Origin of the sequence: Nocardia albiluteola (genome assembly GCF_018860155.1) — a bacterium.
In the GTDB taxonomy this organism is placed as follows: Bacteria; Actinomycetota; Actinomycetes; order Mycobacteriales; family Mycobacteriaceae; genus Nocardia; species Nocardia albiluteola.
Genome location: NZ_JAHKNI010000011.1, coordinates 110,656 through 135,833 on the forward strand (window position 1 = coordinate 110,656; position 25,178 = coordinate 135,833).

Below are 25,178 nucleotides of genomic sequence, written 5' to 3' on the forward strand. Positions count from 1 at the left end.
CCCGGGCACGACGGAGCCGAGCGCCAGCGAGGTGGAGTCGTGAGCGCCGCCCTGACCCGCCTCGGCCTGCCGGGCGAGGAAAAATCCTGGGCGGCACTGGGTTTCGCGATCGCCGACGGGCGCTTCCGGATCGGCGAGATCGAGTGCACGGTGAATACGGCACCCAGCTGGGGCTTCGACGGCACTTCCGCCGATCCCGCCGCCCTGGACATTCCCGAGCTGCTGCCCCACGCCGCCGACCAGGGTGCCGGTGACGCCGACGCCCCGCACCCCAACGCGGTGAGCTTCATCGATCACGTCGTGTACTGGGTGCCCGATCTCGACGACGCGATTACGGCACTCAATTCCGTCCTCGGCGCCGAACCACGGCGCCGTTTCCACCCCCGCGGCCCCGCAGGCCCGGAGATGGCCTTCTATCGCGCCGGCGCGGCGGTACTCGAGGTGGTCGGGTCGGGCAAACCCGCCAGCCTTCCCGGAATTGCCTTCGGCACAACCGATCTCGACGCCACGGTCGCCGCAGTGCACGCCGCGGGCGGCCCGGTCGGCGAGCCCAAGGCCGCGGTGCAGGGCGGCCGGATCGCCAGCGTCTGGCACGGACACCTGAACTGGGGCATAGCCTTCTACGAACCCCGTCCCCGCTAGGCGGTGTCTCGGGGCGGCAGACCGCCGATACCGCTCACCGGCGACGTTCGGTGAGCTGCTCGCCGAGTTGGATGGCCCTGTCGCCCAATTCCTTGCTCCAGCGGATCGCCGTATGCTCCACCTGGGCGACGGTGTGCCGGATTATCTTGTTCGCCTTCGTATTTCCGTGACCCGCTCGTTCGATGAGGCCTTCTCCGACGGTCTCCGCGGCGTCGGCCACCCGGTAGCCCACATCGTCGGTTCGGCCCGCGAATCGTCCCGGCATCGTCGAGGGTCCCGTCGACGAGGTTCAGGCCCTGGTGATCGGTGTCGCCGACCTCGCCCTTACCGAACAGATGTGGAGGGAGGCGGACCCGGTCGCGACGGGCGGGCTCGAGATCCGGTTCGCCGCGGCCTGATCGGCGCTGTCGGCGAAGCCGCCCTTGGACCGCGCACGGCCGGAGCGGATGCGGAGGTACGCACATGTCGCAGCCGAATCAGCCGGTGCAGGTGCTGTCGGCGGCGGGCAGGACGCCGTCGCGGTAGTAGGCGTTGATGGCGGACTCCACGCACCGATCCGGGTAGCGGCCCAGTATGCCGTGGATGGCGACGCCCTGCAGGGTGATCAGGCGGGAGGCTGTCATATCGCGGTGCAGGGCAACACCTTCGGAGTACGCGGTGCGGGTGTCGCCGGTGGACTGCACGATCAGCGCGGGCACCGCGTTGTGCACCGCGGTCGGCGGCTCGATCGGCCTGGGCCAGAAGGCGCAGGTCGTGAGGTTGTTGGTGAAGGCGCCGAAGACCGGTGCGGTGGCCCGGCTCGCCTCGATATTGTGCCAGTACCAGAGCGGGTTCCGGGGCGCGGCGACGTCGCCGCACAGGACGAAGTCCTGGCCGTAACCGCCCGGCGCCGGGGCCGTGAGCATGTGCGACAGGGCCTGGTCGAGGTCCCCGGCGGGCCGCACGGGTTGTCCCGCCGCCGCGGCGGCGAGCTGCTGAATCTCCCCTGCCAGCACGTCGTAGTGGAGCGGATTGTCCAGGCCTCCGAACAGCACCACCGGCATCCAGTGGTCGTCCACCCGATAGGAACCGATCCGGATGGGATCCCGGGCGGACCGGTCGATCAGTCCGGTCACCGTTGCGCGTACCGCGGAAGCCGTGGCGCCCAGGTGATATCGGTCGTCACGCGCGGCGGTCCAGACGGTCCATGCCTCGAATGCCGCCTCGTTGGGCGCGGTCATGTCCTGGATCATGCCGATGCCGTACCGCTGCGGGTCGACCGCGCTGTCCAGCACGAGCCGATCGACGCGCTCGGGGAACAGCTGCGCATACACCGCCCCCAGATAGGTGCCGTAGGAGACGCCGTAGTAGCTGATCCTGTTCTCCCCCAGCGCGGCCCGGATCACGTCCATATCGCGGGCGCTATTGCGCGTGGTGATGTACGGCAGTTTGCCGTGCTCGGCGGCAACGCATCGCGCCGCCAGGTCCGCATGTGTGGCAACGGATTCGCCGAAGCTCAACCGGCTCTCCCCCGCGGACTGCAGCCCGAAGCCGATCGGCCATCCGCAGTCCACCGGCGTCGATCGGCCGATACCGCGCGGATCCATATCGATCAGGTCGTATCGGGCGCGCACGTCCGGGGCCAGCGCCGCACCGTATTCCAGGCCGAAGCCCAGGCCCGGGCCGCCGGGACCGCCCGGATTGGACAGCATGATCCCGCGCCGGTGCGCGGGATCGGTCGCAGGCAGGCGATCGATCGCCACCGTGATCGTCTGCCCCTGCGGCTCGGCGTAATTCAGCGGGACCGTAATGTCGGCGCACTGCGCAGCCGCCTTGGCAAGATCGGGTTCGTCGCATGGCTTCCACTGCGGCCGTTGCTGATAGAACCGCTCCAGCCCTGCGGGGGCGACGGCCGGTTCGGGGACCGCGGCCGCTACCCCGACGCCGGCGAGCATGGCCGCCGTCAGCGCGCAGACGAACGTCCCCCTACCTGGTCTTCTCATCGAATCTCGTTTCGCTCGGCTTGCTGGCTACTCATCGTGATCCCGCCGGGCATTGCGCGAGATCCCGCTGGAGTACTGGTCGGGATCCCGCTGGAGTAGCGGTCAGGCCCCCGCGCATATCGCGGTGTCGAATGCCTTGGTAACCGTGTCGTAGCCCTGCTCATCCGAGGGAGTTCCATTGACCGTCACGGTCACCGCTCGGCCGTCGGCACGGACGCCGTCCATGGTCTCGAAGCCCGGAACGTCACCGCCGTGGCCCCATACCTGCGCACCGCAGGACACCGGCAGACGAGCCAGCCCGAGCCCATACCCTCCGGGCAGCCGATCGTTCGGCCGGGTTCGCTGCATCTGGGCCAATTGGGCCGCGGGCAGCAGCTTTCCGTTGAGCAGGGCGGTGAAGAATCGATTCAGATCGGCTCCGGTGGAGATCATGGCGCCCGCCGCACCCGCCCACGAGGTATCGAACTCGGTGACGTCGACCGGCTTACCGTCGACGGTGAAATATCCGCGCGGATGCGGATCACGGATTCCGGTATCACCGTCGCCCGGGAAGTAGGTTCCGTGCAGCCCCAGCGGCGCGATGATTCTCCGGTCGATCTCGGCCGCGGTCGACTGCCCCGTCACCCGCTCGATCACCATGCCCGCCACCAGATAGTTGGTGTTGGTGTACACCGATTTCGCGCCGGGCTCGAACTGCGGCGGCATGGTCAGGGCGTTGGCAAGCATCTCCCGAGGGGTGTGGTGCTGCCGCATGGTCGCCGGACTCAGTTGCACCTGAGCGGGATTCGGCGGCTGCGGGTTCGACGGATCCTCGGGTGTCAGATACTCCGGCAGGCCGCTGCTGTGCTGCAACAACTCTCGTATCGTAATGCGGGCGCCGTCGTTGCCGTTCCCCCGGATCACACCCGGCAGATAGCGTTCCACCGGCGCGTCGAGATCGACCTTGTGCTCGGCCGCCAACTGCAGCAGCACCGTCGAGACGAAGGTCTTGGTATTGCTGCCGATCCGGACCTCCGATTGGACGGGGAACGGCGCGCGACTGCCGAGATCGCCCACACCCGAGCCGGCTGTCCAGTCCACTCCCGGCCCGGTGATCACCACCTGCGCCCCCGGCAGCCCGTGCGCGGTCACCGCATCCAGCGCCCGCACTATCTGTGCCCGTCCCGCATCCCCCGGATCGGCAGTCGGCCTCACGGCCCGGTCGCCGCCGCATGCGGCCACTGCCCACATCGCCACCCCCAGTACCGCCGCCGCACCCAGAGCACGCCGAAACCCACTCTCACCCAAGTCATTTCCCTCTCCAACCCGCCTGTGACCAGAATGATCACCGGACCGTTTTCGAGCCTATGAGCCACACGCCACCGCCCCCAGGGGAGCAGCACCCGAATCCGGGGTACGGCCGGCGCACGAGCGCGGGTGGTGCCAGCACCACCCGCACCGCCACGGTCCCGATGCCCGATTCGCGCGGGCGTGAGGGACGGCAGGTCCGGGAACACCCGGTAGGCTCCCGGTACGTGAGCGGAGCGAAGCGGAGCGAACCGATGAGCCAGCGTGCCATGCGCACGACCGAGCCGAGCGCCAGCGAGGATCGATACGTGAGCGGAGCGAACCGATGAGCCAGCGTGCCATGCGCACGACCGAGCCGAGCGCCAGCGAGGCTCGGTCGTGAGCATTCCTGCCCCTACCTCAGATAATCGCGCCGTCGTCACCGGGGCCTCCTCGGGTATCGGGACCGCGCTGGCCGAGGAACTGGCCCGGCGCGGCTACTCGGTGATCCTGGTCGCGCGCCGCGGGGACCTGCTCGGCGAGCTGGCGCAGCGGCTGACCGAGCGGTACGGCGTCACCGCCGAGGTGCGGGCGGTGGATCTGTCCGATCGCGAGCAGCGGGCCCCGCTGGCGGCCGAGCTCTCCTCCCGCGACATCGCGATCCTGTGCAACAACGCCGGGGTCGCCACGTTCGGGCCGGTCGCCGAGCTCGACCTGGACTTCGAACGGTCGGTGATGGAGCTCAACGCGGTCGCCGTGCACGATCTGACCCTGGCGGTGCTGCCCGGCATGATCTCGCGCGGTGGCGGCGGCATCCTGATCACCGGGTCGGCGGCGGGCAACATGCCCATCCCGAACAACGCCACATACGCGGCCACCAAGGCTTTCACCAACAGCTTCTCCGAATCGCTGCGCGGCGAGCTGACCGGCAGCGGCGTGCACGTGACGCTGCTGGCGCCCGGCCCGGTCCGGACCGACAACCCGGACCAGGAGGAGGTCGGCGCCAAGGTGCCCGACTTCATCTGGGTCACGGCCGCGTACACCGCGAAACTGTCGATCGACGCTCTCGTCCGCAACAAGATGCGGGTGGTTCCGGGCCTGATCAGCAAGGGTATGAGCGTCGCGGGCCAGTACTCGCCGCGGGCGCTGACCGCACCCATCGTGGGCGCCTTCTACAAGAAAATGGGAGGCTGATCACACCGGCGTCAGCACCGCGTCAAGATCGGGCGGTCCCGGGTCAAGGGCGCGTTACGACCGGATCGGGTGAAGTGAGATCGGCGTAGTCCTGTAAATGACCCCCGCAGTCTCAGGAGAAAGCGGGGAACCTACAGGAGAAGTCGTGACGCTGCTCGAGATCTTCCCGTCGCTGCGGTCGGGAATGATGTCCCCGCGCCTGGACGCGACCGTCTGGCCGTGCGAGACGCACTACGACGACCTCAGCCGGATCACCGTGGGTGGGGTGGCCCTGGCCGACATCGCCGATCAATACGGCACCCCGACCTACGTGCTGGACGAGACCGAGGTGCGCCGCCGCTGCCAGTTGTACCGCAAGTACTTTCGGGATGCCGAAATCATCTATGCGGCAAAGGCTCTGCTGACCAAGTCGGTGGCATCCTGGGTCAGCCAGGAGGGCCTGTCGGTGGACGTGTGCTCGGCCGGCGAGCTCGCCGTGGCGCTGGCCGCGGGCGTGGATCCGGCGCGAATCGTGCTGCACGGCAGCGGAAAACCGTTCTCGGAGCTGGAGGCCGCGGTCAACGCGGGCGTGGGCCGGATCGTGATCGACTCGCTCACCGAGGTCACGCTGCTCGCGGCCGTGGCGCCCCGGCGCCAGCAGGTGCTGCTGCGGCTGTCCCCCGACATCGACGTGCACGGCCACCCCGCGGTGCGGACCGGCGTGATCGACCAGAAGTTCGGGTTCCCGCTCGGGAGCGCGGCCGCGATCGAGGCGATCGATCGCGTGATCCGCCAGCCGATGCTCGAATTGGTGGGCTTCCACTGCCATCTCGGCTCACAGATCCACGACCCCGATTACTACGGCGAGGCGGTACGCCGCCTGATCGCCGAAATGGCCCGCGTGGAACGGGAATACGGCATCACCCTGCCCCAACTCGACCTCGGCGGCGGGCACGCGGTGGCCTACCGCTGCGGCGATTCGGAAATGAACCTGGCCGAGCTCGCCGACATCGTCGAAGACGCCCTCGACGCCGCGTGCGCACTGAATCACTTTGCGCGCCCGCGAATCTCGCTCGAGCCGGGCCGGGCCATCGTCGCCCGTGCGGGCGTCACGCTGTACCGCGTGATGACGGTCAAACACATCGAGGGCGGGCGGACGTTCGTCATCGCCGACGGCGGCATGAACGACAATCCGCGCGTGGCGCTCTACGGCGCCCGCTACGAGGCGGTCGTGGCCAACCGGCACCCCACCGGACCGCACATGACCGCGACGGTAGCCGGACGGTACTGCGAGGCGGGCGATATCCTCGCCGCCGACGTCAGCCTGCCCGCCGACCTACGCCCGGGCGAGGTGCTGGCTATCCCGTGCACCGGCGCGTATCACCACAGCCTGGCCTCGTCGTACAACGGTGTCGGGCGCCCGCCGATCATCTCTGTCCGCGACGGGCGTTGCAGCGAACTGGTCCGGCGGGAGACCCCGGCCGACATGCTGGTCCGCGACCTGGGCTGATCGCTCCCTCATTTTCCAGGTCCGATCCCGCCGGTCGATCCGTATCCGTTCCAAGGCCCAGGAACGGATGCGGTTCCACCGGCGGGATTCGGCGTCTGCCGAGCACCCGGGAATCAGTGCAACCCGCGGCTTTTGATGACGCGGGTGAGGCGGCGAAGATACGCGGCGAATTCCGCGCGCTCCTCGTCGTCGAATTCGGCCAGGCCATACCGCTGCGCGTCGCGGCGCTGGGTGCGTAGCTCGGCCATCTGCTCATGACCGAGCGGAGTCAGTTCGATCAGGACGCGCCGCTCATCCTGCGCCGCGCGAGTACGGGTGATCACGCCCCGGCCCTCGAGCTGTTTGAGCATGCGCGTCGCGGTCGGCATGCTCACGCCGGCGGCCGCGGCCAGCGCCCCGACCGGCTGCGCCTCGACCGCCTGGCCGGATTCGTCCAGCAGCGGTTCGAGCATCGCCTGCTGCGAGACCGATAGTCGATCCTGGGGGGCGGCGGCCGAGCGCACCTGACGCATGGCCAGGAACAGCGCGTCGACAGCGCGCGCCAGCTCCTCGATGCCGTCCTTGTCCGCGGTGACCACGAGTGCTAGCCTAGCATCACAATAGTTAGCAAGCTAAATACTTGCGCGACGATCCGCTCGAAGGAGTCAACCAATGATCGATTCCGCACGCATCGACGTTCACCAGCACGTATTGCCGCCGAGCTACGGCAAGTCCCTCACCGACCAGAACCTCACGGCCGCGGGCTGGCCGCTGCCGTCCTGGTCGGCCGACAGCGCGGTGGAGGCGATGGACAAGCTGGGCATCGCCACCGGCATCCTGTCCGTCAGCGCGCCCGGCACGCACTTCGGCGACGATGCGAAATCACGCGAATTGTCCCGCGCCAACAACGAATTCACCGCCGAGGTGGTCAAGGACCGGCCGGCCCGCTTCGGCCTGTTCGCCAGCCTGCCGCTGCCGGATGTCGACGGCGCCGCCGCCGAGGCCGTCTATGCGCTGGACACCCTGCGCGCCGACGGCGTGGTGCTGATGGCCAACGCCCGCGGCCGATACCTCGGCGATCCGGCCTTCGAGCCGCTATGGGCCGAGCTCGACGCGCGCGGCGCGGTCGTCTTCGTCCACCCCAATGAGATGGCGTTGCCGATGCTGCCGGGCACACCCGGCCCCATCGTCGACTTCCCGTTCGACACCACCCGCACGGCCGTGGACATGGCCATGGCCGGGGTGCTGACGCGGTATCCGAATATGAAGGTCATTCTGTCGCACGCCGGCGGGGCCCTCCCCTACCTCGCGCACCGGGTCGCCGTCACCGCGGGCGTAGTGGGCTCCGGCGGCTCGCCCGAGGGCATACTGACCGAGTTGCGCCGCTTCTACTTCGACACGGCGCTGTCGGGCAGCCCCACCGCGCTGCCCGCATTACAGGCGTTCGCCGATCCGAGCCACATCCTCTACGGCAGCGACTGGCCCTTCGCGCCCAGCCCGGCCGTCGGGTATTTCGACAACTACCTCGATACCCACGAGTGGCCCGAGGGACAGTTGCACGCCGTCAACCGCGGCAACGCGGAGATTCTGTTCCCGCGACTCGCTTCCTGACGGATCTCACGCTGCACGTGCACCTTTCGGCCGCAGGCAACTACCGTCCCAGCGAGGTCGAAAAGCGCACGGCTTCAACCGATCCCGGCGCTGCGGGACATGCCGACCGGGCTCCATGCCCACGGCTGACGAGAAAACTGTTGCGACTCAGCGCTTTCGGGTACCGAAAAGGCTGCGGCTGATCTCCCTGCCCGCGACTGTCGCGGCGGAACGGATGAAGTTCTTGACCGCCGGGTTGTCCATGATGCGCTCGGCGGCGGACTTCTCGGCGGGCGCGGGGCGGACGGTCGGGGGCGAATCCGACTCCGGTTGCGCCGCTTCCACTTTCGCGGTCAGGATCTCGTAGGCCGACTCGCGATCGATGGTCCGGCCGTACGTGGCGAACAGCGTGCTGGACTGGGCGCGGGATCGGATCGCGTCGTCGCCGATGGTGTCCATCAGCGAGCGCGGCGGGCGCAGTCGCGCCCAGGCGACCGGGGTGGGCGCGCCCTGCTCGGACAGCACCGTCACGACCGCCTCGCCGATCCCGAGCGAGATCAACGCCTTCTCCAGGTCGTAGGTCGCGGTCTTGGGATAGGTGCGCACCGTCTTGGACAACGCCTTCTGATCGTCGGGGGTGAAGGCGCGCAGCGCATGCTGGATGCGCGCACCCAACTGCGAGAGAACGGGATTCGGGATGTCGGTGGGCAGTTGGGTGCAGAAGAACACGCCGACCCCCTTGGAGCGGATCAGCTTCACCGTCTGCTCGACCTGCTCCAGGAACGCCTTGGACGCGCCGTTGAACAGCAGGTGCGCCTCGTCGAAGATGAACACCAGCTTGGGTTTGTCCATGTCCCCGATCTCGGGCAGCGTCTGGAACAGGTCGGCCAGCACCCACATCAGGAAGGTGGAGAACAGGACCGGGCGGGCCGCCTGCGCGCCCAGCTCGAACAGCGTGATCACGCCCTGACCACCCGCCGTGCGCAGCAGATCGGCCGGATCCAGTTCCGGCTCACCGAAGAAGGTGTCGCCACCCTCGGCCTCGAGGTTGACCAGCGCCCGCAGGATCACCCCGGCCGTCGCCGCCGAAACACCGCCGATGCCCTGCAGATCCACCTTGCCCTCAGGGCTCGTCAGATGCTGGATCACCGCGCGCAGATCCTTCAGATCCAGCAGCGCCAGCCCCTGCTTGTCGGCCCAGTGGAAGATCAGTCCGAGCGTGGACTCCTGAGTCTCGTTGAGTCCCAGCACCTTACTGAGCAGCACCGGCCCGAACGAGGTGATGGTGGCCCGGATCGGCACGCCGATGCCCTCGGTGCCGAGGGAGACGAATTCCGTCGGGAACCCGCTCGGCTGCCAGTCGGCGTCACCGGTTTCCGTGGCCCGCGCGACGATCTTGTCGCTGGCTACGCCCGGCTGCGCCAGCCCGGACAGATCGCCCTTCACATCGGCCAGCACCACCGGAACCCCTGCGGCCGAGAGTTGTTCGGCGATTCCCTGCAGGGTCTTGGTCTTACCGGTACCCGTGGCGCCCGCGATGAGCCCGTGCCGGTTCATCGTCTTCATCGGAATCCGCACGCGCGCAGCGGAGTCCACCGTGCCGTCGATCAGCACCGCGCCGAGTTCCAGGGCCGCGCCCTCGAAGGCGTATCCGGCGGCAATCTCCCGGGCGGCATCGGAACCGATACCAGCCGAGGCACTTTCGGTCGCTGACTCCGAAACGGTGCCGCCCGCATCGGCATTCGCGGCGGTCGCGCCCGCGGCAGAGCTGCCCGAAGCCGACTCCGCAGATGAATCCGGTGCCACCTGCGCCTGTGCCGCCTCCCGCTCGGCGGCTTCGGCCACGGCCGCCGCCTCCGCCGCGACGCGCGCCGCCTCCTGGGCCGCCTCGCGCGCGGCCGCCGCCTTCTCCGCCGGTGTCGTCATCGCCGCTCCTCCGTCTGCCGCTCTGCTAACTGGCCGCCAACGTTGCATTTACCTGAATTCACGCGCTCGATCTGTGGAAACCATATCGCCGACGACCTGACAGCGGGCCGATGCCACTCAGCAGCAATTGTGTCGCGACCATCACTAGTGGCAAGAACACCGCCGCCTATCGGAGGTCGCACCCGACAGCGATCGCGCCGAGCGCGGCGAATCCAGCGGGCAGCGGACAAAACAATTGCTCAGCGCACTACTGTGACCCAGGTGTCCGACAAACTTGTGGTGTGGATGGATTGCGAGATGACCGGCCTGCGGCTGGACAGCGACAGGCTGATCGAGGTGGCCGCCCTCGTCACCGACAGCGATCTCAACATCCTCGGTGAGGGCGTGGACATCGTCATCCACGCCGACGACGACGCGCTGGCCGCGATGCCACCGGTCGTGCGGGAGATGCACGCACGCTCGGGTCTGACCGAGGAGGTGCGCCGCTCCACAGTCACCATGGCCGAAGCGGAACAACAGGTCATGGACTACATCACCAAGTACGCGCCCACCGCGGGCACGGTCCCGCTGGCCGGCAACTCCATCGCCACCGACCGCGGCTTCCTCGCCCGCGACATGCCCGCCCTGGACGCCCACCTGCACTACCGCATGATCGACGTCAGCTCGATCAAGGAACTGTGCCGCCGCTGGTACCCCCGCATCTACTTCGGCCAGCCCGAGAAGGGCCTGACCCACCGCGCCCTGGCCGATATCAAGGAATCCATCCGCGAACTGGAGTACTACCGCCGCACCGCGTTCGTCCCCGCTCCCGGCCCGTCCACCGCGGAAATCGCGGCCGTGGCCGCCCAGCTCGGCCCCGCCGACGACGGTAAAACCCCAGCCCAGGGCACCGATTAGGTCCCCGGCCGCCCGACACGCTAATATCTACCGCGCCGGTTATTCCGGCAAATGGTGGCTGTAGTTCAGCTGGTAGAGCACCAGGTTGTGATCCTGGGTGTCGCGGGTTCGAGTCCCGTCAGCCACCCTCATCGGCCCAGGCCAGAGCATCGCCTCTTGCCTGGGCCGAACTGCTACTCGAGCTTTTTCCAAGTTCTTACCAAATTCTGAGCGCAGTTCTTCCAAGTCATCATGCGACGTAGACATTGAGCACCTCCCGGTTGTCCAGCACGTCCCGCGGCTTCTCGACGTAATGGTCGGCGGTCACTCGCGAACCCAGCACGTGGTTCAGCTAAAGCCCGGCCGCGTCGATACCCTTCTCCTCCACGGTCGCCGTGGCTACCCGCTTTCGGTAGGACCTCAGGTTGAATGTGCGCGAACTCAGTGCCCCGCGCAGCCCGGAACGTCCGGCCGCACTAGGCCGCACCGATTCTGGCAGCATCAGTCCGCTCGGGGTCTTCCATGTCGCAGGCGGTCCATGGGTGCGCCCACCCAAAAGCGTTCTGCCTGTTGACCATGGTTGGCTGAATGGCCAAGAGGTGGGCACCGGTATAGGTGCCCACCCGAAGGGTGCTTCCCGTTGCGTTCGTTATGCGGCGTCGCCGCCGGGCAGCAGAACCTGCTTGATTCCGGCCGACCCGTCCGCGACGGTCTCGTAGGCCTCGACGGCTTGCGCCAAGGGCCATGTCTTCACGGGCGGCGGGCTGAGTAGGCCGTGGTCGAACAGCGCGGCGAGCTGGTCGAAGATGGCCGCGATGTCCGCCGGGTCCCAGAACAGGCTGGCGATCCCCGACAGGTGCAGCTGTTTGTTGACGATCTCCTCTCCCGGGTTGAACTCGACACGCGAAAGGTTGTTGAAGGTTGCGGCCATCCGACCGCCGAACCGCAGGCTGTGCAGGGCGGGTTCGAACAACTCGCCGCCGACGACGTCCAGTACCAAGTCTGCGCCACGGCCGTCGGTCAGCTCGAGTACCGCCTCGGAGATGTCGGTCGAGGTGGTGTCGATGAAGTGCTCGACGCCATCGGGTTTGCGCCGGGCGGCGACGATCGGCGTCGCGCCGCGCCACCGGGCGATCTCGGTGGCGGCTTGGCCGATCATGCCCGCGCCGCCGGTGATCAGGATGGTCTCGCCCGGCAGGAGTTGCATGGTGTTGATCACCGTGTGCCAGGCCGCGAGGTGAGAGCGGCCGACGGCAGCGGACTGGCTCATTGTCAGGCGGGCGGGCTTGCGGGAGAGCACCTTCTCGGGAAGGGCGACGTAGCGGGCGTGCGTGCCCGGGCGTGTCAACCCCAGCTCGACGCCCGTTGACCACCCACTGCCCCACACCTCCTCACCGACGCGGTCGCCGTCGGAGACGATGACACCGGCGAAATCTCCGCCGGGAATCACCGGCACCGGCGTGCCGAGCTTGCCCGAGGCGATGACGACGTCGAAGGGGTTCACCGCGGCGGCGCGTACCTCGACGAGCACCTCACCCGGGCCCGGCTGCGGCACCGGTTCGGAACGGTAGCTCAGCGCCTGCGCCGGCGACCCGTAGGCCTGCACGACGATCGCGTCCATCTGCTCGATATCGATAGTCATGATCAAATCCTTTTGTGTTCAATATGATTGGTGATTGCCGCCGTCGCGACTGCGATGGTCGGGTCGAGCGCCGGGCAAGCGACTACTCGCTGCCCTGAAAGGTCAGCAGGTCGAACTCGTTGCCCTCCGGGTCGGCGAAGGTGGTCCAGCGGGCCCCGGGAACCTCGACCTTGTCGAGCGATTTGGCGCCCAGGCCGGTCAGCCGCTCGATCTCGGTCTCGTAGTGTTCGGTGACCATGTCGAGATGGAGCCTGTTCTTGACCGTCTTGGGCTCGGGGACCCGCTGGAAGAACAGCCGGGGCCCGCGCTCCGGGTCGGTGGCGGTGAGCTGCGCGTTCTCGAGGGTCGCTCCCGGGCTGACGGGGCGGTCGAGGACCTTCCCCCAAAACTCCGCCAGGGCAGCGGGATCCGCGCAATCGATGGTCAAAGCCATCACGGTGAGACTGGTTGCGTTCACGATGGTTCCTTCCGGTGGATACGGCCGTCGCGGCCGACTGAATCCACCGTCGCCGGTGCCCTGACGGGAGGGTCAACACCCGCCCCTCGCCCCAACCCTCCCCTCAGAGGAGGGGCTGTGAACGTTTCGATCCCGGCCGCCGTCGCGATGATCGCATCGCCTCGGTGCGCTTCTACCTCGACCAGGTCGACAAGAACGAGACAGCCTAGTGTGACCGGGCAGAAGCCGTTGTACTACAACGATTTCCAAGCACTGCGCGGGACTACCGAATTGGTCGCCCATGGTTGGGAACGAGCGACTCCAGATCCGACATCAACTTCTCGGTGATCGAGCCCAGCTCGACGTCGTTTCCGGCCTCGAGCCATTGTTCGTAGGCCGCGAAGAACACCGGAATGCCAACGCGGGCGGCCAGTCTCGCGATATCGGTTTCGATCCCCCGTTGCCGCAGTGCGTCGGTGAACGCGCGCGCGATGTCGTCGTGTTTGATCAGATCGCGTTCCAGCAGTTCCGGATTCGCCGAGATCACTGCCTGCCGTCGGCGCTGGACGTCTCGTCCCAAAGATTCCCAGTCGAATTCCACCAGGGTGCCGATGACTACATGGAGCGGATTGCCGACATCGGGCGCCTGGCGAATCACTTCGACCAACGCCGCACGTAACTGGTCCGATTCGGCGAACAGCACATCACGCTTGTCGGAGAAGTACCGGAAGAAGGTGCGGGTCGTGACACCGGCCCGCTTCGCGATCTGAACGACGCTCGTGTCCTCGAACCCTTTCTCGTCGAAGAGTTCCAGGGCGGCCCGCTTGAGCCGATCTTCGCTGCCGAGTTCCCAACGAGGCATGGCCGTATCGTACCCAGCCCCTCGCATGGCTCCTACCTTGCCCTTGTCACGTCGTGACATCAGGTCTACTCTGATGTCACGACGTGACATCAGCTGGACCGAGAGTAGATATGAGCGATACGACGAGCATGGACACGGGCGCGCCGAGCAGGTTCGATCCCGTGGAGCTGCGGCAGAAATATCGGGCCGAGCGGGACAAACGGCTCCGGCCCGACGGCGACGCACAGTATCTGGATGTCAGCGGGGACTACGCGGATTTCGCGGCCGATCCGTATCTGGAATCCAGCCCCGGCGGACGGTCCCGTGCGCCCCAGGTGGCCGACGTGGACACACTCGTCCTGGGTGGGGGCTGGTCGGGCCTGCAGATGGCGGTGCACCTGCACAAGTCGGGAGCCACCGATTTCCTGATCGTGGATCAGGCCGGTGACTTCGGCGGCGTCTGGTACTGGAATCGGTATCCGGGCGTGCGCTGCGATATCGAGTCATACATCTACATGCCGCTGCTGGAAGAGGTCGGCACCGTGCCGACCGAGAAGTACGCGGGCGGCCCGGAAATGCTCGAGCACGCCCGCGCGATCGGGCGTCACTACGATCTCTATTCGCGTGCGCTGCTCGGCACGACCGTCACCGATGTCGCGTGGAGCGAAGAACTTTCGCGCTGGGTGGCGAGCACCGACCGCCACGATACGATCCACGCCCGGTTCATCACGATCGGGACGGGCCCGTTGAGCCGGGCAAAGTTGCCGGGTATCAAGGGAATCGAGAAATTCCAGGGGCAGTCGTTCCACTCGAGCCGCTGGGACTACGGCACTACCGGTGGCGATTGGCACGGGAACCTCGACAAACTGTCGGACAAGCGGGTCGCATTGATCGGCACCGGCGCGAGCAGCATTCAGATCCTTCCGCACCTGGCCGCGAGCGCGCAGCACGTCTATCTGTTCCAGCGCACACCGGCAATCGTGAACGCCCGCAACAACCGGCCGACCGACCCGGACTGGTTCCGCGGCCTCGAGCCCGGCTGGCAACGCAAACGCATGGACAACTTCGTCGAGACGATGTCGGGCAGGCCGGTCGTGGATCTCATCGACGACGAAGCCACCCGCATGGGTCGACGCGTCTCCGCGGCCATGAACGGCCCGGGCGAAGTCCCCGACTTCGCCCGAGTGCAGGCAGTCGACTTCGAGAAGATGGAGGAAATCCGCCGGCGGGTGACCGACATCGTCGCGGACGCGAGTACGGCCGAATCACTGAAGCCCTGGTACGACTACTTCTGTAAGCGACCGCTGTTCAGCGACGACTATTTCCCGGCGTTCAACAACGACAACGTCACGCTGGTCGATACCGACGGGCGCGGGGTGGACCACCTCACCGAGCACGCGGTGGTCGTCGACGGGGTGGAGTACGACGTCGATCTGATCATCTACAGCACCGGATTCGACGCGATCGCCCACACCTACAAGGCGGGCGGTTATCGGCTGACCGGGCGGGGCGGTATCTCGCTGGCCGAACATTGGCAGCACGGCATGCGCAGTCTGCACGGCATGATGACCAGCCGCTTTCCCAACCTCTTCCTCATCGGTGGCGTCGAGCAAGCCGCCATCTCCACCAACCTCCCGCACGTCGCCTCCCGCCAGGCCGACCACGTCGCCGCACTGGTTGCGCGCTTCCTGCGCGCCGACGTTGCGTTCGCGGAGGTCACGGTCGAGGCCGAGCAGCGGTGGGCCGAGGAGATGACCCGAATGCGTATCGATCGTTCGACCTACGAAATGGAGTGCACCCCAAGCTATTACAACAACGAAGGCAAACGCGACGCCGCAAAGCCGTCGCTCGCGGGCGCACAGTACGGCGGCGGACCGATCGGCTACCTCTCCGCCATCGAGGACTGGGCCGCCCACCACATCGACCGCGACATCACCATCACGAAAGGACAGACCATGCCCACCACCCCACATCCCGCTGCGACACAAACGTTCATGGCGGTAGGAACCCTTCGGAATGACACGGACTTCGCCGAATTCGCCGCGCTGAGAGAAGACGAGCAGAAACAACTGGAGGTGCTGCGCTCGGAGGGAAGGATTGGCGCCCACTACGTCTCCCCCGCCCGGCGGGCAACCTTCCTCGAGCTCATCGCCACCGATGAGCGGCGAGCCATGGAGACGCTGGCAACACTGCCATTCGCTCGATTCTTCGATGTCGACATCTATCCGGCCGCGCCACCGGACCCGGCGGAGATCGCCCACCGGGCAAGGTCGTTGCGATGACCTCGACCGTCCTCGTCACCGGCGCCGCGACCGGGATCGGCAACCTGACCGCGCGCCGGCTGGCCCAGGCCGGGCACACCGGCTACGCGAGCATGCTCGATCCCGGGGACGAGCACGGCCGGGAACTGCGCGCCCTCGCCGACAGCGAAGGGCTCGATCTGCGCACGGTGGAGCTCGACGTGCGCTCGGATGACACGGCGAGCACGCTCCCCAACGGCTTCGGGTCGCATCCGAGTCTCGGGCTACAGCTATGACACCTTCTCCGGCCGCCTCACCTTGATCACACCACCGAGTTCGAGGGACCGGTGACTCCTTGGGAGGGAAGTTTTCCCATTACGCAATAGCCGGGGCCCTGCCCGTTCAGGAGGTCGCGCCGGTGCTGAAGATCGGCCAGCAGACTTCGGTCCGCCACTGCTTCTCGTCTGCGGTCACCTGGCGGTCGACGAGGTAGTACTCGCGGATCGGTCCGTCCAGGTGCAGTTCGTGGTCGGCCACGTAGGCGGCCAGCCTGCCGTAGGCGCGGTCGACATCGGCCAGGGAGCCGGGATGCTCGATCACCGCGAGTTCGGCGGCCGGAACGACGAGCGACTCGATCCGCCCGAGCCGCGGAACCTCGGTCTCAGTCGGGACGAAAACCGTTGCCTGCCCGTACTCTTCGGTGAACAGCTCACCGGCGAAGATCCCGCCCGCCGGGCCGGTGGCAGCTAGACCCTTGGCTCCGAGGGTGGCGTGCAGTTCGCCCAGCGCACCCAGGTACCAGGGCGGCAGGTCGGCCATCGTGACGACCGCGGTGACAGCCGCGGTCATCCTCGCACCCACGCGGCGGTGGCGCACGGGCGCGGAGTCGGACGGGCCCGCGAGCAGATCGCGTAACGACGCCACCGCGGACTGCGTACGAGCCAGGTTCTGTTCGAGGCTGGCGAGGTGCGCGGCGATGAGTTCGTTTCGGGTCCGCAGGTCGGGAGCCGTGAGCACGGCTCGAATGTGGTCCAGCGGCATGTTCAAGTTCCGGAAACGGCGGATGACCTGGGCCGTGGGGATCTGTTCGGTTGTGTACCAGCGATATCCGGTATCCGCGTCCACCTCGGCGGGTGACAGCAGCCCGACACCGTGGTAGTGGCGCAGTGTCTTGACGCTCAGGTGGGTGGCGCGGGAGAAGTCGCCGATGGTCAGCGCGGCAGGCATCGGCCCAGTATGTGCCCTCCCCCAAGGGGAGGGTCAAGCTCCAGCGCCGCTGTTGACCCTCCGGCACGGGGACCGACGACGGTGTAACCAGCCGGCCGCGACGGCGGCCTCCATCGAAAGGAACAGTCCATGAACGCATCTGCCCCCGCGGTCAGTCTGGAATTCGCGGCGTTGAACTTCGATTGCGTCGACCCCGTTTCCCTCGCGGACTTTTGGGGAAAGGTCCTGGGTCGCCCGGTCAGCCCGGGTGCGGTCACCGGCGACATGGCTGTCGACGCCACTGCCCCAGCGAGCGGCCCCGACTGATCTTCCACCCGGTCCCCGAGCTCGAGGCCGTGAACAACACGCTCCGCCCGATCCTGATCACAGAGCAGTACGCCCAGGAAATCGAGCGGCTGACCGGGCTGGGCGCCAAGGCGCTCAACGAGACCAAGCTGCCAAAGGCCCAGTACACCACCTTCGCCGACCCCGAGGGCAACGACTTCGATCTGGTCACCTGGAAATCCGAATAGCGCGGCGACTTTCGGCCCGCGCATGGCGGCTGTCGCGCTCCAGCAGCCGACCGCCGCTCATCAGCGACAGTCACGAAGTAGCGCAGCAGGCGCAAATCCAGATCCACAGACCCCCTTCGCCTCACTGCGCCGAGCGGCCTCGTGTGCAGCTTCGTCTACGCCACCAGCCGGGAACCCTGGGTCGAACGCTTCCGCGCCGCCGGATACGCCCCGATCGCGCCCGACTGGCCCGGCGAACCCGCACCGCTACGCCTTCCACAGCGTTCGTGTTGCGGACGTCGTTCCCCTCAATGTTGCCCGTAGGGCGCAGGGGACAGGAGGGTGGCGATGAGAGTGGCGGCGAGCCAATCCTCGTAGATGCCGGGTAGCCAGCCCCGTTCTACGGTGAGCTGGGTATAGAGCTGCGGCCCGGCCAGTGCCCAGAGCGCGTCTGCCATGAGTCTCGGATCCGTGTCCTGAACCAGCACGCCGGCTTCCTCGAGGTGCGCGACGAACGCGGTGACCGCGGTGAGCCGTTCCTGCTCCCCGATCTCCAGCACCTCGCCGATCTCCGGCCCGGCCTGAGTCAACACGGTCCACAGCTGCGCGACCCGTTCGTGGATCCCACGAACGTAGGCGGCGTAGAGCCGGAGCTTTTCGCGTGGTTCCGCGGTGTGCCGGATCTGCTGTGTCTGGGGGCGGTCGGCCATCGGCACCGGTTCGTCGTCTCCGGCCAGTGTCATGTCCCACAGGGCCTTGACCATGCTCGTCTTGCTACCGAAGGTCTTGTACACCGTTTCGGTCGAGACGCCCGCGCACTCGGCCACACCCCGGATGGTCGTGGCGTGGTAACCGTCGCGAAACAGCAGCTCTCGGCATGCGAGCAGGACAGCAGCACGGTTGCGGAGCGCCGCTTCGCGGCGGCGCTCGGAGTTGTAGGCCCGGCGTGGTTGCTCGCTTGTCATCTACACCCCAAACTCCGATACAGCTCAACTGTATTGAATCTCATCCCAAATTTGATACAGTCTAACAGTATTGAATACTGACTTCGTGTTCGTGCCCCGAAGCAGCGGACCTCGACAACGCGGCCGACCAGATCTGAGCGAATCGAGAGCATGATGGCAATTGATGCGACAGCCGCAGGGATGATCTCCCTCGCGGGAAAGACGGTGCCCCGCATGGGATTCGGAGCCATGCAGCTGCGTACGCCGACCGATACCGAAGCTGTCTCGGCGGTGCTGCGCAGGTCGATCGAACTCGGTGTCCGCGTGGTCGACACCGCCTGGTACTACGGCAACGACGTCGTCAACCGGTTCATCGCCGAAGCATTGCGGCCCTACCCGGCCGACCTCGTGCTGGCGACCAAGGCCGGCGCGCGCGCGACCTACAACGGCGAGCCACCCCAGCCGGACTACAGCGCCGAGCAGTTGCGGGCGGGCAACGACCGCGACCGGACGGTGCTCGGCGTGGACACCATCCCGCTCACGCACCTGCGATGGATGAACGAGGACGACACCTACGACGGCGTGAGCTTCGACAGCGCCTTCGACACCATGCTCGCGATGCGAGCCGAAGGCCGGATCGAGCACGTCGGACTATCCAACGTCACGCTCGACCAACTCCGCCGCGCACACGCCCGCGGACCCATCGCCAGCGTGTCGAACATGTTCAGCTACGGCAACCAGAAAGACACACCGACGCTGGAGTTCTGCACAGAGCACGGTATTCCCTACCTGGCGTGGGGTCCACGCGGCTACGGCGCGACCGACACCCCTCCGACCGCAAAAGGCCTGACAGCCGATCAAACCCGGCTCGCGTGGCTGCTCGATCGCTCCCCTGTCACCGTCGTGATCGCGGGCACCAGCAGTGTCGAACACCTCGAGGAGAACATCGCGGCGGGCGCCTACCGAGAAGCCGAGGGCACCCGGGAGGGCGCGTGAGCGCCGGGATGATCGTTCTGACCGTGTTGAACGGCGTGTTCTCGCTGATCGGTGTCGGATTCGCCGTTGCGTCGGCGGTGCGCCCGTCGGCCATGAGCCGGGAAGCGAATCCCACTGCGGGAGAGCACCTCTACGCGCGGGTGTATGCGGCCAGAGCGGTACCGCTGGGAATCCTCGCCGGGGCGGTGCCCTTCTTCCCACACAGCACGGTAGGCGCCCTCGTTCTGGTCGTCGCCGCGATCGCACAAGCCGCGGACGCCGCGATCGGAGCCCAGCGTCGAGAACCCGCCATGGTCGCCGGGCCGCTGTTCGCGTGCATCGTCCACACGATCACCGCGATCGCGATCTTCTAGAGCTAGAGATCATCGGGCAACCAGCGGTGAGACGATGGTCAGCGCGGCCTGCTGCAGCGCCGCACGCGCGCCGACATGTTCGGGATCCGCGGAGTTGAAAGCGGCGACCAGACCCGAAGTGTCGCCGATCACGATCATCCAGCATCAGCTTCGGTGTTGGTGATCGCTTCGCGCACAGTGCTATCGATCTCATCCGCCGTCACCGCATGCCCATAGTCCAGAACGGGGATATCCCACTCCTCATCCCATCGGCGAGTGCGTATCGCGGCCAGATGAAAAGCCTCACGAAGGACGGGTTGATTCGGTGGGGGCCTGAGCGGCGTCCGTGCCCCAGCTGGCCAGGAGACACAGGGCCTCGGCCGACGGCGAGCCCGGTTCGGCGTGGTAGAGGCACAGATACTGCTCCGTGTCGTCCGGCAGGTACAGCGTCTCGTACGCCAGCGTCAGCTCGCCGACCAGAGGGTGCCGCATCCGCTTGAGGCCGTGCCCCTTCTCCTTCACGTCGTGCGTGGCCCACAGCCGCCGGAATTCCTCGCTCTTGACCGACAACTCCCCCACCAGCGCCGACAGATCCGGATCGTCCGGGTGCTGGCCCGCATACATCCGCAGGTAGCTGACCATGTCGGACGCCTTGGAATCCCAGTCGAGGAACAGCCGCTGATAGTCGGGAGAAAGAAATGTCAGCCGCGCCCAGTTGCGTTCAGCGGGTGGCAACTGCCCCCAGTCACCGAAGAGCGCCGCCGCCATGCGGTTCCACGCGAGAATCTCCGACCGCGCCCCGGCCACATACGCGGGCATCCCGTCCATCGACTCCAGCAGTTGCTGCAGCGTAACCCGCACCTGCTGCCGCTTGGGCGTCCGATACTTGCGCCGCAGCTGTTTCGGCTTGGCGAGATGAGTGAGGTGCGCGTGCTCGGCGTCGGTCAGCCGCAGAGCGCGCGCGATCGAGTCGAGCACCTCCGCCGACACATTGCGCCCGTTGCCCTGCTCCAGCCGTGTGTAGTAAGCCACCGAGACCCCCGCCAGCTGCGCCAGTTCCTCGCGCCGCAGACCCGGCACCCGCCGGTGCCGCCCATGCCAGGGAATCCCCACATCGGCCGGGTCCAGCCGGGCCCGGCGCGTACGCAGGAACTCGCTGAGCTCGGCACGCTGGTCCAGGCCGTCGGAACGGCCGGCCCGAGCGTCGTCCGGGACGGGGTTGTCGCTCATGTTCTCCAGTATTCCCGGTCGTACGACCACGAGCCTGATCCTGTCGGTAGTAGGACCACTGGACGTACGTAAAGCGGTGGGCTGGGCGAGTGCCGGTTCGTCGCGGACGCTGGACACCATGACCACCACTGTTGCCGCATATGCCGCGCCCAGCGCCAAGGCTCCACTGGAGCGCACCACTATCGAGCGCCGCACGGTCGGCGAGCACGACGTCCTGATCGACATCAAGTTCGCGGGGATCTGCCACTCCGACATCCACCAGGCCCGTGCGGGCTGGGGCGAGGCCATCTTCCCGATGGTCCCGGGGCACGAAATCGCCGGCATCGTCGAGGCTGTCGGTTCGGCCGTGACCAAGTTCAAGGTCGGCGACCGCGTCGGCGTCGGCTGCATGGTCGACTCCTGCCGCGTGTGCGAGGCGTGCCGCAACGGCCAGGAGCAGCACTGCGTGCGGGGAAACGTAGCGACGTACAACGGCGTCGGCAAGGACGGCGAGCCCACCTACGGCGGCTACTCGCAGAAGATCGTCGTTGCCGACGCCTTCACCGTCCGCATCCCCGAGGGCCTGCCCCTCGACGTGGCCGCACCGCTCCTGTGCGCAGGCATCACCACGTATTCCCCGCTCAAGCACTGGGGCGCCGGCCCCGGCAAACAGGTCGCCGTGATCGGCCTGGGTGGCCTGGGCCACATGGCCGTCAAGATCGCCCACGCTCTCGGCGCGGAGGTCACCGTCCTGTCTCAGTCACTGCGTAAGAAGGACGACGGCCTGAAGCTGGGCGCCGACCACTACTACGCCACCAGCGATCCGGAAACGTTCAAGGAGCTGGCCGGTTCCTTCGACGTCATCCTCTCCACGGTGTCCGCGCCGCTGAACTTCGGCGCATACCTGAGCCTGTTGAAGACCGGCGGCGCGCTGGTGAATGTGGGCGCCCCCGAGGAGCCCATCTCACTGAACCTGTTCTCGCTGCTCGGGGGCTCCAAGATCCTCGCCGGCTCCGCGATCGGCGGCATCGCCGAGACCCAGGAGATGCTCGACTTCTGCGCCGAGCACGGCCTGGGCGCGGAGATCGAACTGATCGAGGCGAGCCGGATCAACGAGGCATACGAACGCGTCGAAAACTCGGACGTTCGCTACCGCTTCGTCATCGACACGGCCACCATCTGACCGACACCCCGTGGTCCGGGGGCCGCGGCGGACCATTCTCATCCGTGCGGCTCACTCATCGGACCACCGCGCTCAGCGCGCAACGGTCCCGACCGACCGGATCACGATCTGCTGCCCACCGACCAGAATTTCGCGGTTCTTATACCGAGACATCGGGGACCCTGCGAGGCCCAGGCCAGAGACGAATCTCTCGCCTGGGCCTCTGCTTATTTGACGTTTTTTCCGCGCCACGGACGACATTGCACGGTCCGTCCACCGAACCGGACCCACCTGGGGACCCCGGGACGGCTCATCCGCGACTCGGCGGCAGTCTTTACGAACTATACTTCCACGAAGTACAGTTCGTAAAAGAACTAGCAGGTAGGAAGGGTGCGTGGACAAGCCAGCGGATATGTTCGACCGAGACTTCGAGTGGGGCGCCCTCGGTCGATTCGTCACCGACACGCAACCTGATGCAACCCTTGGAGTGGTCTCGGGGCGGCGGCGGCAAGGGAAAACCTACCTGCTACGGGCCGCGTGCCAGGCAACTGGCGGCTTCTATTTCGGTGCGACCGAGAGCACCGATGCCGAGTCCTTACGCCTGATCGGGTCGGCACTGACTCAATATCTGAACGCGCCCCTCCCGGTGCAGCCGACCGACTGGTTTCAGGTCGTCGATGCACTGTTGCTTCTTGGTCGTGAACAGCCGCTCCCAGTGGTGATCGACGAGTTCCCGTACCTGGCCAAGGCCAATCCTGCGCTGCCATCGATCATCCAGCAGGCACTGGCACCGCTACGTCGAGAACGGACCAGCTCGCGAACCCGGTTGTTGCTGTGCGGCTCGGCGATGTCGTTCATGGGCAAGCTGCTCGCGGGCGCCGCACCATTGCGCGGGCGAGCCGGGCTGGAATTGGTGGTTCGACCGCTGGATCACATTCAAGCCGCCAAGTTTTGGCGCGTCGAAGACCCACAACTTGCGTTTCGACTGAATGCAGTCGTCGGCGGCACGCCCGCCTATCGTCGTGAGTTCGTCCGGGACGATGCTCCGAAAGACATGGCCGACTTCGATGACTGGGTGATCCGAACGGTGTTGAACCCCGAGAGCCCACTGTTCCGGGAAGCCCGGTACCTCTTGGCCGATGAAACGGACATCCGCGATCTCGGGCTTTACCATGCCGTGCTGGCCGCTGTGGCCCAGGGCAATACAACCAGGGGCGGAATCGCCAGCTATATCGGACGCCCAGCCGCGGACATCTCGCACCCGCTGAATGTGTTGGAGGATGCGGGATTCCTGGCCCACGAAGACGATATGTTCCGCGGCAACCGCACGTACTACCGGATCGCCGAACCGTTGATCACCTTCTACTACAGCGTGATGCGGCCGGTGTGGAGCCGATTGGAGGCTCCCGGCTCCGCAGGGCGTGTGTGGCCCACCCGCCAACGTCAGTTCTCGGCCAATGCGCTCGGCCCGCGATTCGAACAGATTTGCCGCGAATGGGCACTGCTGCACGCAGATTCGGAAACCTTCGCCGAGCTGCCGGTGAAGGTGGGTGGCGGTGTGATAAATGATTCCGCCAACAAGATCGGTCGTGAGGTCGACGTGGTCGTGGTCGGAGCCGCCGACACCGGCAAGCCCCCGCTGCTGTCATTGGGCGAATGCAAGTTGCAAGAGGTGATGGGCATCGGTCACCTCGAACGACTCCGGAATATCAGGAAACTGGTGGTGGAGGCTGGCCATTACGACACCACCTCGACGGGTCTCGCTTGCTACTCGGGCGCGGGTTTCACCGACGAGCTTCGGCAGGCGGCCGCGGAGTCCGGCGATGTGCTGCTCATCGGGCTGGATGACATCTATCGCCAGATCTGATGCCTCCGGATGGAGCACGGCCGATCGTTCAGGCTCCGATGCCAGGACGATCGCCCGTGCTGAGGATTCAATCCCGTTGCGCGTATCGCGCGGCACCCGACCAGTCGAGCGTCACGCACGCCTCGTCACCGAGGGTCCAGGCGTCGTGGCCGGGCGGGCAGAACAGGAAGTCGCCCGGGCCGATATCGCGTTCGGTGCCGTCGTCCATGCGGAGTCGCATGCGGCCCGAGATGCAGTACCCGGCGTGCATGGCCTGGCAGCTGTCGGTGCCCGCGATCGGTTTGACATGCTCGGACCAGCGCCAGCCGGGTTCGAACACGGCACGGCCGACCGGACCTTGCGGTGTCTCGACGAGATCCAAACGGCCCATTCCCGCCTCGAATGGGCGGGACTCGTCGGGATTGTCGAGACTCCGCACGATCAGACTCCGGCGCTGCCCGTCGGACATGTCGTCCTCGCGGAGCAGATCGAGATTGCGGAAGGTAGCCGGGCCGTCACACAGCACGGCTAGTTCCTGGGCAAAGCGGGTGGTTTCGGGAAGGCCGGAATTCTGCATCGCCTCGGTGTACGAGGGGAATTCAACCACCTCCATGTACGTGTTCTCGCGGTCGCGATCCTTGGCCTCCAGGCCGCGCAGAGCCGTGCGTTTGCCCGCCGTCGCAGCGAGCCAGGCGTCGAGCTTCTCGTTGAACTCGTCGAGGTGCGTGGTCGTGAACTCGATCGTCTGAACGAACTTTGTCATTACCGGGGCTCCTTTGAAATAGGCACCCCGCTCAGGACACTACTCGCGAGCAGCTGGTTGAGCGCGTGCCTTAAGGCCCTAGTCCGGGCAGGCCGGTTCGGCCCG

At 66.8% G+C, this 25,178-nt stretch carries 26 protein-coding genes and 1 tRNA gene; 14 read left to right on the forward strand and 13 right to left on the reverse strand.

Features of this window, described 5'->3' with window-relative positions; all coding sequences use genetic code 11:
* On the forward strand, window positions 1-642 hold a 642-nt coding region (locus tag KO481_RS29005), incomplete at its 5' end, for a VOC family protein (RefSeq protein WP_215921658.1).
* 34 nt (window positions 643-676) lie between these two features.
* Here the strand turns inward: KO481_RS29005 and KO481_RS29010 are convergent.
* The 3 genes from KO481_RS29010 to KO481_RS29020 all read right to left on the reverse strand — a co-directional run bounded on the left by KO481_RS29010 (window position 677) and on the right by KO481_RS29020 (window position 3,818).
* Window positions 677-907, reverse strand: coding sequence for a hypothetical protein (locus KO481_RS29010; protein ID WP_215917522.1), 231 nt, complete (start codon window positions 905-907; stop codon window positions 677-679).
* Window positions 908-1,118: 211 nt separating this feature from the next.
* Window positions 1,119-2,624, reverse strand: a complete 1,506-nt coding sequence (locus KO481_RS29015; RefSeq protein WP_215917521.1) for an alpha/beta hydrolase — start codon at window positions 2,622-2,624, stop codon at window positions 1,119-1,121.
* 102 nt (window positions 2,625-2,726) lie between these two features.
* Entirely contained in the window at window positions 2,727-3,818 is a 1,092-nt protein-coding gene (locus tag KO481_RS29020; protein WP_308166592.1) for a serine hydrolase domain-containing protein, read from the reverse strand.
* A 471-nt stretch (window positions 3,819-4,289) separates the two neighbouring features.
* Here KO481_RS29020 and cmrA point away from each other — a divergent pair, with 471 nt between their 5' ends.
* Window positions 4,290-5,084 (forward strand): mycolate reductase, encoded by a 795-nt coding sequence (gene cmrA, locus KO481_RS29025; RefSeq protein WP_215917520.1) that lies wholly within the window; start codon window positions 4,290-4,292, stop codon window positions 5,082-5,084.
* 145 nt (window positions 5,085-5,229) lie between these two features.
* Entirely contained in the window at window positions 5,230-6,573 is a 1,344-nt protein-coding gene (lysA, locus tag KO481_RS29030; RefSeq protein WP_215917519.1) for a diaminopimelate decarboxylase, read from the forward strand.
* 113 nt (window positions 6,574-6,686) lie between these two features.
* Here the strand turns inward: lysA and KO481_RS43410 are convergent, their stop codons facing one another.
* Window positions 6,687-7,151, reverse strand: coding sequence for a MarR family winged helix-turn-helix transcriptional regulator (locus tag KO481_RS43410; protein WP_215917518.1), 465 nt, complete (start codon window positions 7,149-7,151; stop codon window positions 6,687-6,689).
* A 73-nt stretch (window positions 7,152-7,224) separates the two neighbouring features.
* Between KO481_RS43410 and KO481_RS29040 the strand changes: the two genes are divergently transcribed.
* Window positions 7,225-8,163 carry an amidohydrolase family protein gene (locus KO481_RS29040; protein ID WP_215917517.1) on the forward strand — a complete coding sequence of 313 codons (939 nt, stop codon included), beginning with the start codon at window positions 7,225-7,227 and terminating at the stop codon, window positions 8,161-8,163.
* Between the two features lie 147 nt (window positions 8,164-8,310).
* Here the strand turns inward: KO481_RS29040 and KO481_RS29045 are convergent, their stop codons facing one another.
* A complete protein-coding gene (locus KO481_RS29045) occupies window positions 8,311-10,068 on the reverse strand; it encodes a helicase HerA-like domain-containing protein (RefSeq protein ID WP_215917516.1) in 1,758 nt (585 codons plus the stop codon).
* Window positions 10,069-10,329: 261 nt separating this feature from the next.
* Here KO481_RS29045 and orn point away from each other — a divergent pair, with 261 nt between their 5' ends.
* Both orn and KO481_RS29055 read left to right on the forward strand, forming a co-directional pair.
* Window positions 10,330-10,965 (forward strand): oligoribonuclease, encoded by a 636-nt coding sequence (orn, locus tag KO481_RS29050; protein ID WP_215917515.1) that lies wholly within the window; start codon window positions 10,330-10,332, stop codon window positions 10,963-10,965.
* Window positions 10,966-11,019: 54 nt separating this feature from the next.
* Window positions 11,020-11,092, forward strand: a tRNA-His gene (locus KO481_RS29055).
* A 501-nt stretch (window positions 11,093-11,593) separates the two neighbouring features.
* Here the strand turns inward: KO481_RS29055 and KO481_RS29060 are convergent.
* The 3 genes from KO481_RS29060 to KO481_RS29070 all read right to left on the reverse strand — a co-directional run bounded on the left by KO481_RS29060 (window position 11,594) and on the right by KO481_RS29070 (window position 13,884).
* Window positions 11,594-12,586: a quinone oxidoreductase family protein gene (locus KO481_RS29060; protein WP_215917514.1), complete on the reverse strand. Its 993-nt coding sequence runs from the start codon at window positions 12,584-12,586 to the stop codon at window positions 11,594-11,596.
* Between the two features lie 82 nt (window positions 12,587-12,668).
* Entirely contained in the window at window positions 12,669-13,043 is a 375-nt protein-coding gene (locus KO481_RS29065) for a VOC family protein (RefSeq protein WP_215917513.1), read from the reverse strand.
* Window positions 13,044-13,305: 262 nt separating this feature from the next.
* Window positions 13,306-13,884, reverse strand: coding sequence for a TetR family transcriptional regulator (locus KO481_RS29070; protein WP_215917512.1), 579 nt, complete (start codon window positions 13,882-13,884; stop codon window positions 13,306-13,308).
* A gap of 110 nt (window positions 13,885-13,994) precedes the next feature.
* On the opposite strand from KO481_RS29070, the gene KO481_RS29075 reads away from it, so the two are divergent.
* Both KO481_RS29075 and KO481_RS29080 read left to right on the forward strand, forming a co-directional pair.
* Window positions 13,995-16,145 carry a flavin-containing monooxygenase gene (locus KO481_RS29075; protein WP_215917511.1) on the forward strand — a complete coding sequence of 717 codons (2,151 nt, stop codon included), beginning with the start codon at window positions 13,995-13,997 and terminating at the stop codon, window positions 16,143-16,145.
* Window positions 16,142-16,399, forward strand: a complete 258-nt coding sequence (locus tag KO481_RS29080; protein ID WP_215917510.1) for an SDR family NAD(P)-dependent oxidoreductase — start codon at window positions 16,142-16,144, stop codon at window positions 16,397-16,399. The genes KO481_RS29075 and KO481_RS29080 overlap by 4 nt, the downstream gene beginning before the upstream one ends.
* A gap of 106 nt (window positions 16,400-16,505) precedes the next feature.
* On the opposite strand, the gene KO481_RS29085 is transcribed toward KO481_RS29080, so the two are convergent.
* Window positions 16,506-17,330, reverse strand: a complete 825-nt coding sequence (locus tag KO481_RS29085) for a MerR family transcriptional regulator (protein WP_215917509.1) — start codon at window positions 17,328-17,330, stop codon at window positions 16,506-16,508.
* A gap of 129 nt (window positions 17,331-17,459) precedes the next feature.
* On the opposite strand from KO481_RS29085, the gene KO481_RS43415 reads away from it, so the two are divergent.
* On the forward strand, window positions 17,460-17,636 hold the full coding sequence (locus tag KO481_RS43415) for a VOC family protein (protein WP_245401035.1): 177 nt from the start codon (window positions 17,460-17,462) through the stop codon (window positions 17,634-17,636).
* Window positions 17,636-17,842, forward strand: coding sequence for a VOC family protein (locus tag KO481_RS29090; RefSeq protein ID WP_372452147.1), 207 nt, complete (start codon window positions 17,636-17,638; stop codon window positions 17,840-17,842). The genes KO481_RS43415 and KO481_RS29090 overlap by 1 nt, the downstream gene beginning before the upstream one ends.
* 287 nt (window positions 17,843-18,129) lie before the next feature.
* Here the strand turns inward: KO481_RS29090 and KO481_RS29095 are convergent, their stop codons facing one another.
* On the reverse strand, window positions 18,130-18,786 hold the full coding sequence (locus KO481_RS29095; RefSeq protein ID WP_215917507.1) for a TetR/AcrR family transcriptional regulator: 657 nt from the start codon (window positions 18,784-18,786) through the stop codon (window positions 18,130-18,132).
* A 150-nt stretch (window positions 18,787-18,936) separates the two neighbouring features.
* On the opposite strand from KO481_RS29095, the gene KO481_RS29100 reads away from it, so the two are divergent.
* Entirely contained in the window at window positions 18,937-19,761 is an 825-nt protein-coding gene (locus tag KO481_RS29100; RefSeq protein WP_215917506.1) for an aldo/keto reductase, read from the forward strand.
* Complete coding sequence (locus KO481_RS29105) at window positions 19,758-20,114, forward strand: hypothetical protein (RefSeq protein WP_215917505.1); 357 nt, start codon at window positions 19,758-19,760, stop codon at window positions 20,112-20,114. Before KO481_RS29100 ends, KO481_RS29105 begins: the two co-directional genes overlap by 4 nt.
* A 9-nt stretch (window positions 20,115-20,123) precedes the next feature.
* Here KO481_RS29105 and KO481_RS44080 read toward each other — a convergent pair whose 3' ends face one another.
* Complete coding sequence (locus KO481_RS44080) at window positions 20,124-20,246, reverse strand: hypothetical protein (RefSeq protein ID WP_281066086.1); 123 nt, start codon at window positions 20,244-20,246, stop codon at window positions 20,124-20,126.
* A 150-nt stretch (window positions 20,247-20,396) separates the two neighbouring features.
* Entirely contained in the window at window positions 20,397-21,323 is a 927-nt protein-coding gene (locus KO481_RS29115) for a helix-turn-helix domain-containing protein (protein ID WP_215917504.1), read from the reverse strand.
* Window positions 21,324-21,441: 118 nt separating this feature from the next.
* Between KO481_RS29115 and KO481_RS29120 the strand changes: the two genes are divergently transcribed.
* The gene (locus KO481_RS29120; protein WP_215917503.1) at window positions 21,442-22,485 is read left to right on the forward strand and encodes an NAD(P)-dependent alcohol dehydrogenase; all 1,044 of its coding nucleotides are present in this window, start codon (window positions 21,442-21,444) and stop codon (window positions 22,483-22,485) included.
* A gap of 373 nt (window positions 22,486-22,858) precedes the next feature.
* Window positions 22,859-24,331, forward strand: a complete 1,473-nt coding sequence (locus KO481_RS29125) for an AAA family ATPase (protein ID WP_215917502.1) — start codon at window positions 22,859-22,861, stop codon at window positions 24,329-24,331.
* A 67-nt stretch (window positions 24,332-24,398) separates the two neighbouring features.
* On the opposite strand, the gene KO481_RS43420 is transcribed toward KO481_RS29125, so the two are convergent.
* Entirely contained in the window at window positions 24,399-25,073 is a 675-nt protein-coding gene (locus KO481_RS43420; protein ID WP_245400889.1) for a cupin domain-containing protein, read from the reverse strand.
* Window positions 25,074-25,178 lie beyond the last annotated feature (105 nt).

Coding starts and splice junctions, on each gene's coding strand:
- KO481_RS29040 (WP_215917517.1), top strand. CDS start 7,225: ATGATCGATTCCGCACGCATCGACGTTCACCAGCACGTATTGCCGCCG.
- KO481_RS29080 (WP_215917510.1), top strand. CDS start 16,142: ATGACCTCGACCGTCCTCGTCACCGGCGCCGCGACCGGGATCGGCAAC.
- KO481_RS29015 (WP_215917521.1), bottom strand. CDS start 2,624: ATGAGAAGACCAGGTAGGGGGACGTTCGTCTGCGCGCTGACGGCGGCC.
- KO481_RS29070 (WP_215917512.1), bottom strand. CDS start 13,884: ATGCCTCGTTGGGAACTCGGCAGCGAAGATCGGCTCAAGCGGGCCGCC.
- KO481_RS29085 (WP_215917509.1), bottom strand. CDS start 17,330: ATGCCTGCCGCGCTGACCATCGGCGACTTCTCCCGCGCCACCCACCTG.
- KO481_RS43415 (WP_245401035.1), top strand. CDS start 17,460: ATGAACGCATCTGCCCCCGCGGTCAGTCTGGAATTCGCGGCGTTGAAC.
- KO481_RS29045 (WP_215917516.1), bottom strand. CDS start 10,068: ATGACGACACCGGCGGAGAAGGCGGCGGCCGCGCGCGAGGCGGCCCAG.
- KO481_RS29115 (WP_215917504.1), bottom strand. CDS start 21,323: ATGAGCGACAACCCCGTCCCGGACGACGCTCGGGCCGGCCGTTCCGAC.
- KO481_RS29060 (WP_215917514.1), bottom strand. CDS start 12,586: ATGACTATCGATATCGAGCAGATGGACGCGATCGTCGTGCAGGCCTAC.
- KO481_RS43420 (WP_245400889.1), bottom strand. CDS start 25,073: ATGACAAAGTTCGTTCAGACGATCGAGTTCACGACCACGCACCTCGAC.
- KO481_RS29010 (WP_215917522.1), bottom strand. CDS start 907: ATGCCGGGACGATTCGCGGGCCGAACCGACGATGTGGGCTACCGGGTG.
- KO481_RS29095 (WP_215917507.1), bottom strand. CDS start 18,786: ATGACAAGCGAGCAACCACGCCGGGCCTACAACTCCGAGCGCCGCCGC.
- KO481_RS29120 (WP_215917503.1), top strand. CDS start 21,442: ATGACCACCACTGTTGCCGCATATGCCGCGCCCAGCGCCAAGGCTCCA.
- KO481_RS29100 (WP_215917506.1), top strand. CDS start 18,937: ATGATGGCAATTGATGCGACAGCCGCAGGGATGATCTCCCTCGCGGGA.
- KO481_RS29075 (WP_215917511.1), top strand. CDS start 13,995: ATGAGCGATACGACGAGCATGGACACGGGCGCGCCGAGCAGGTTCGAT.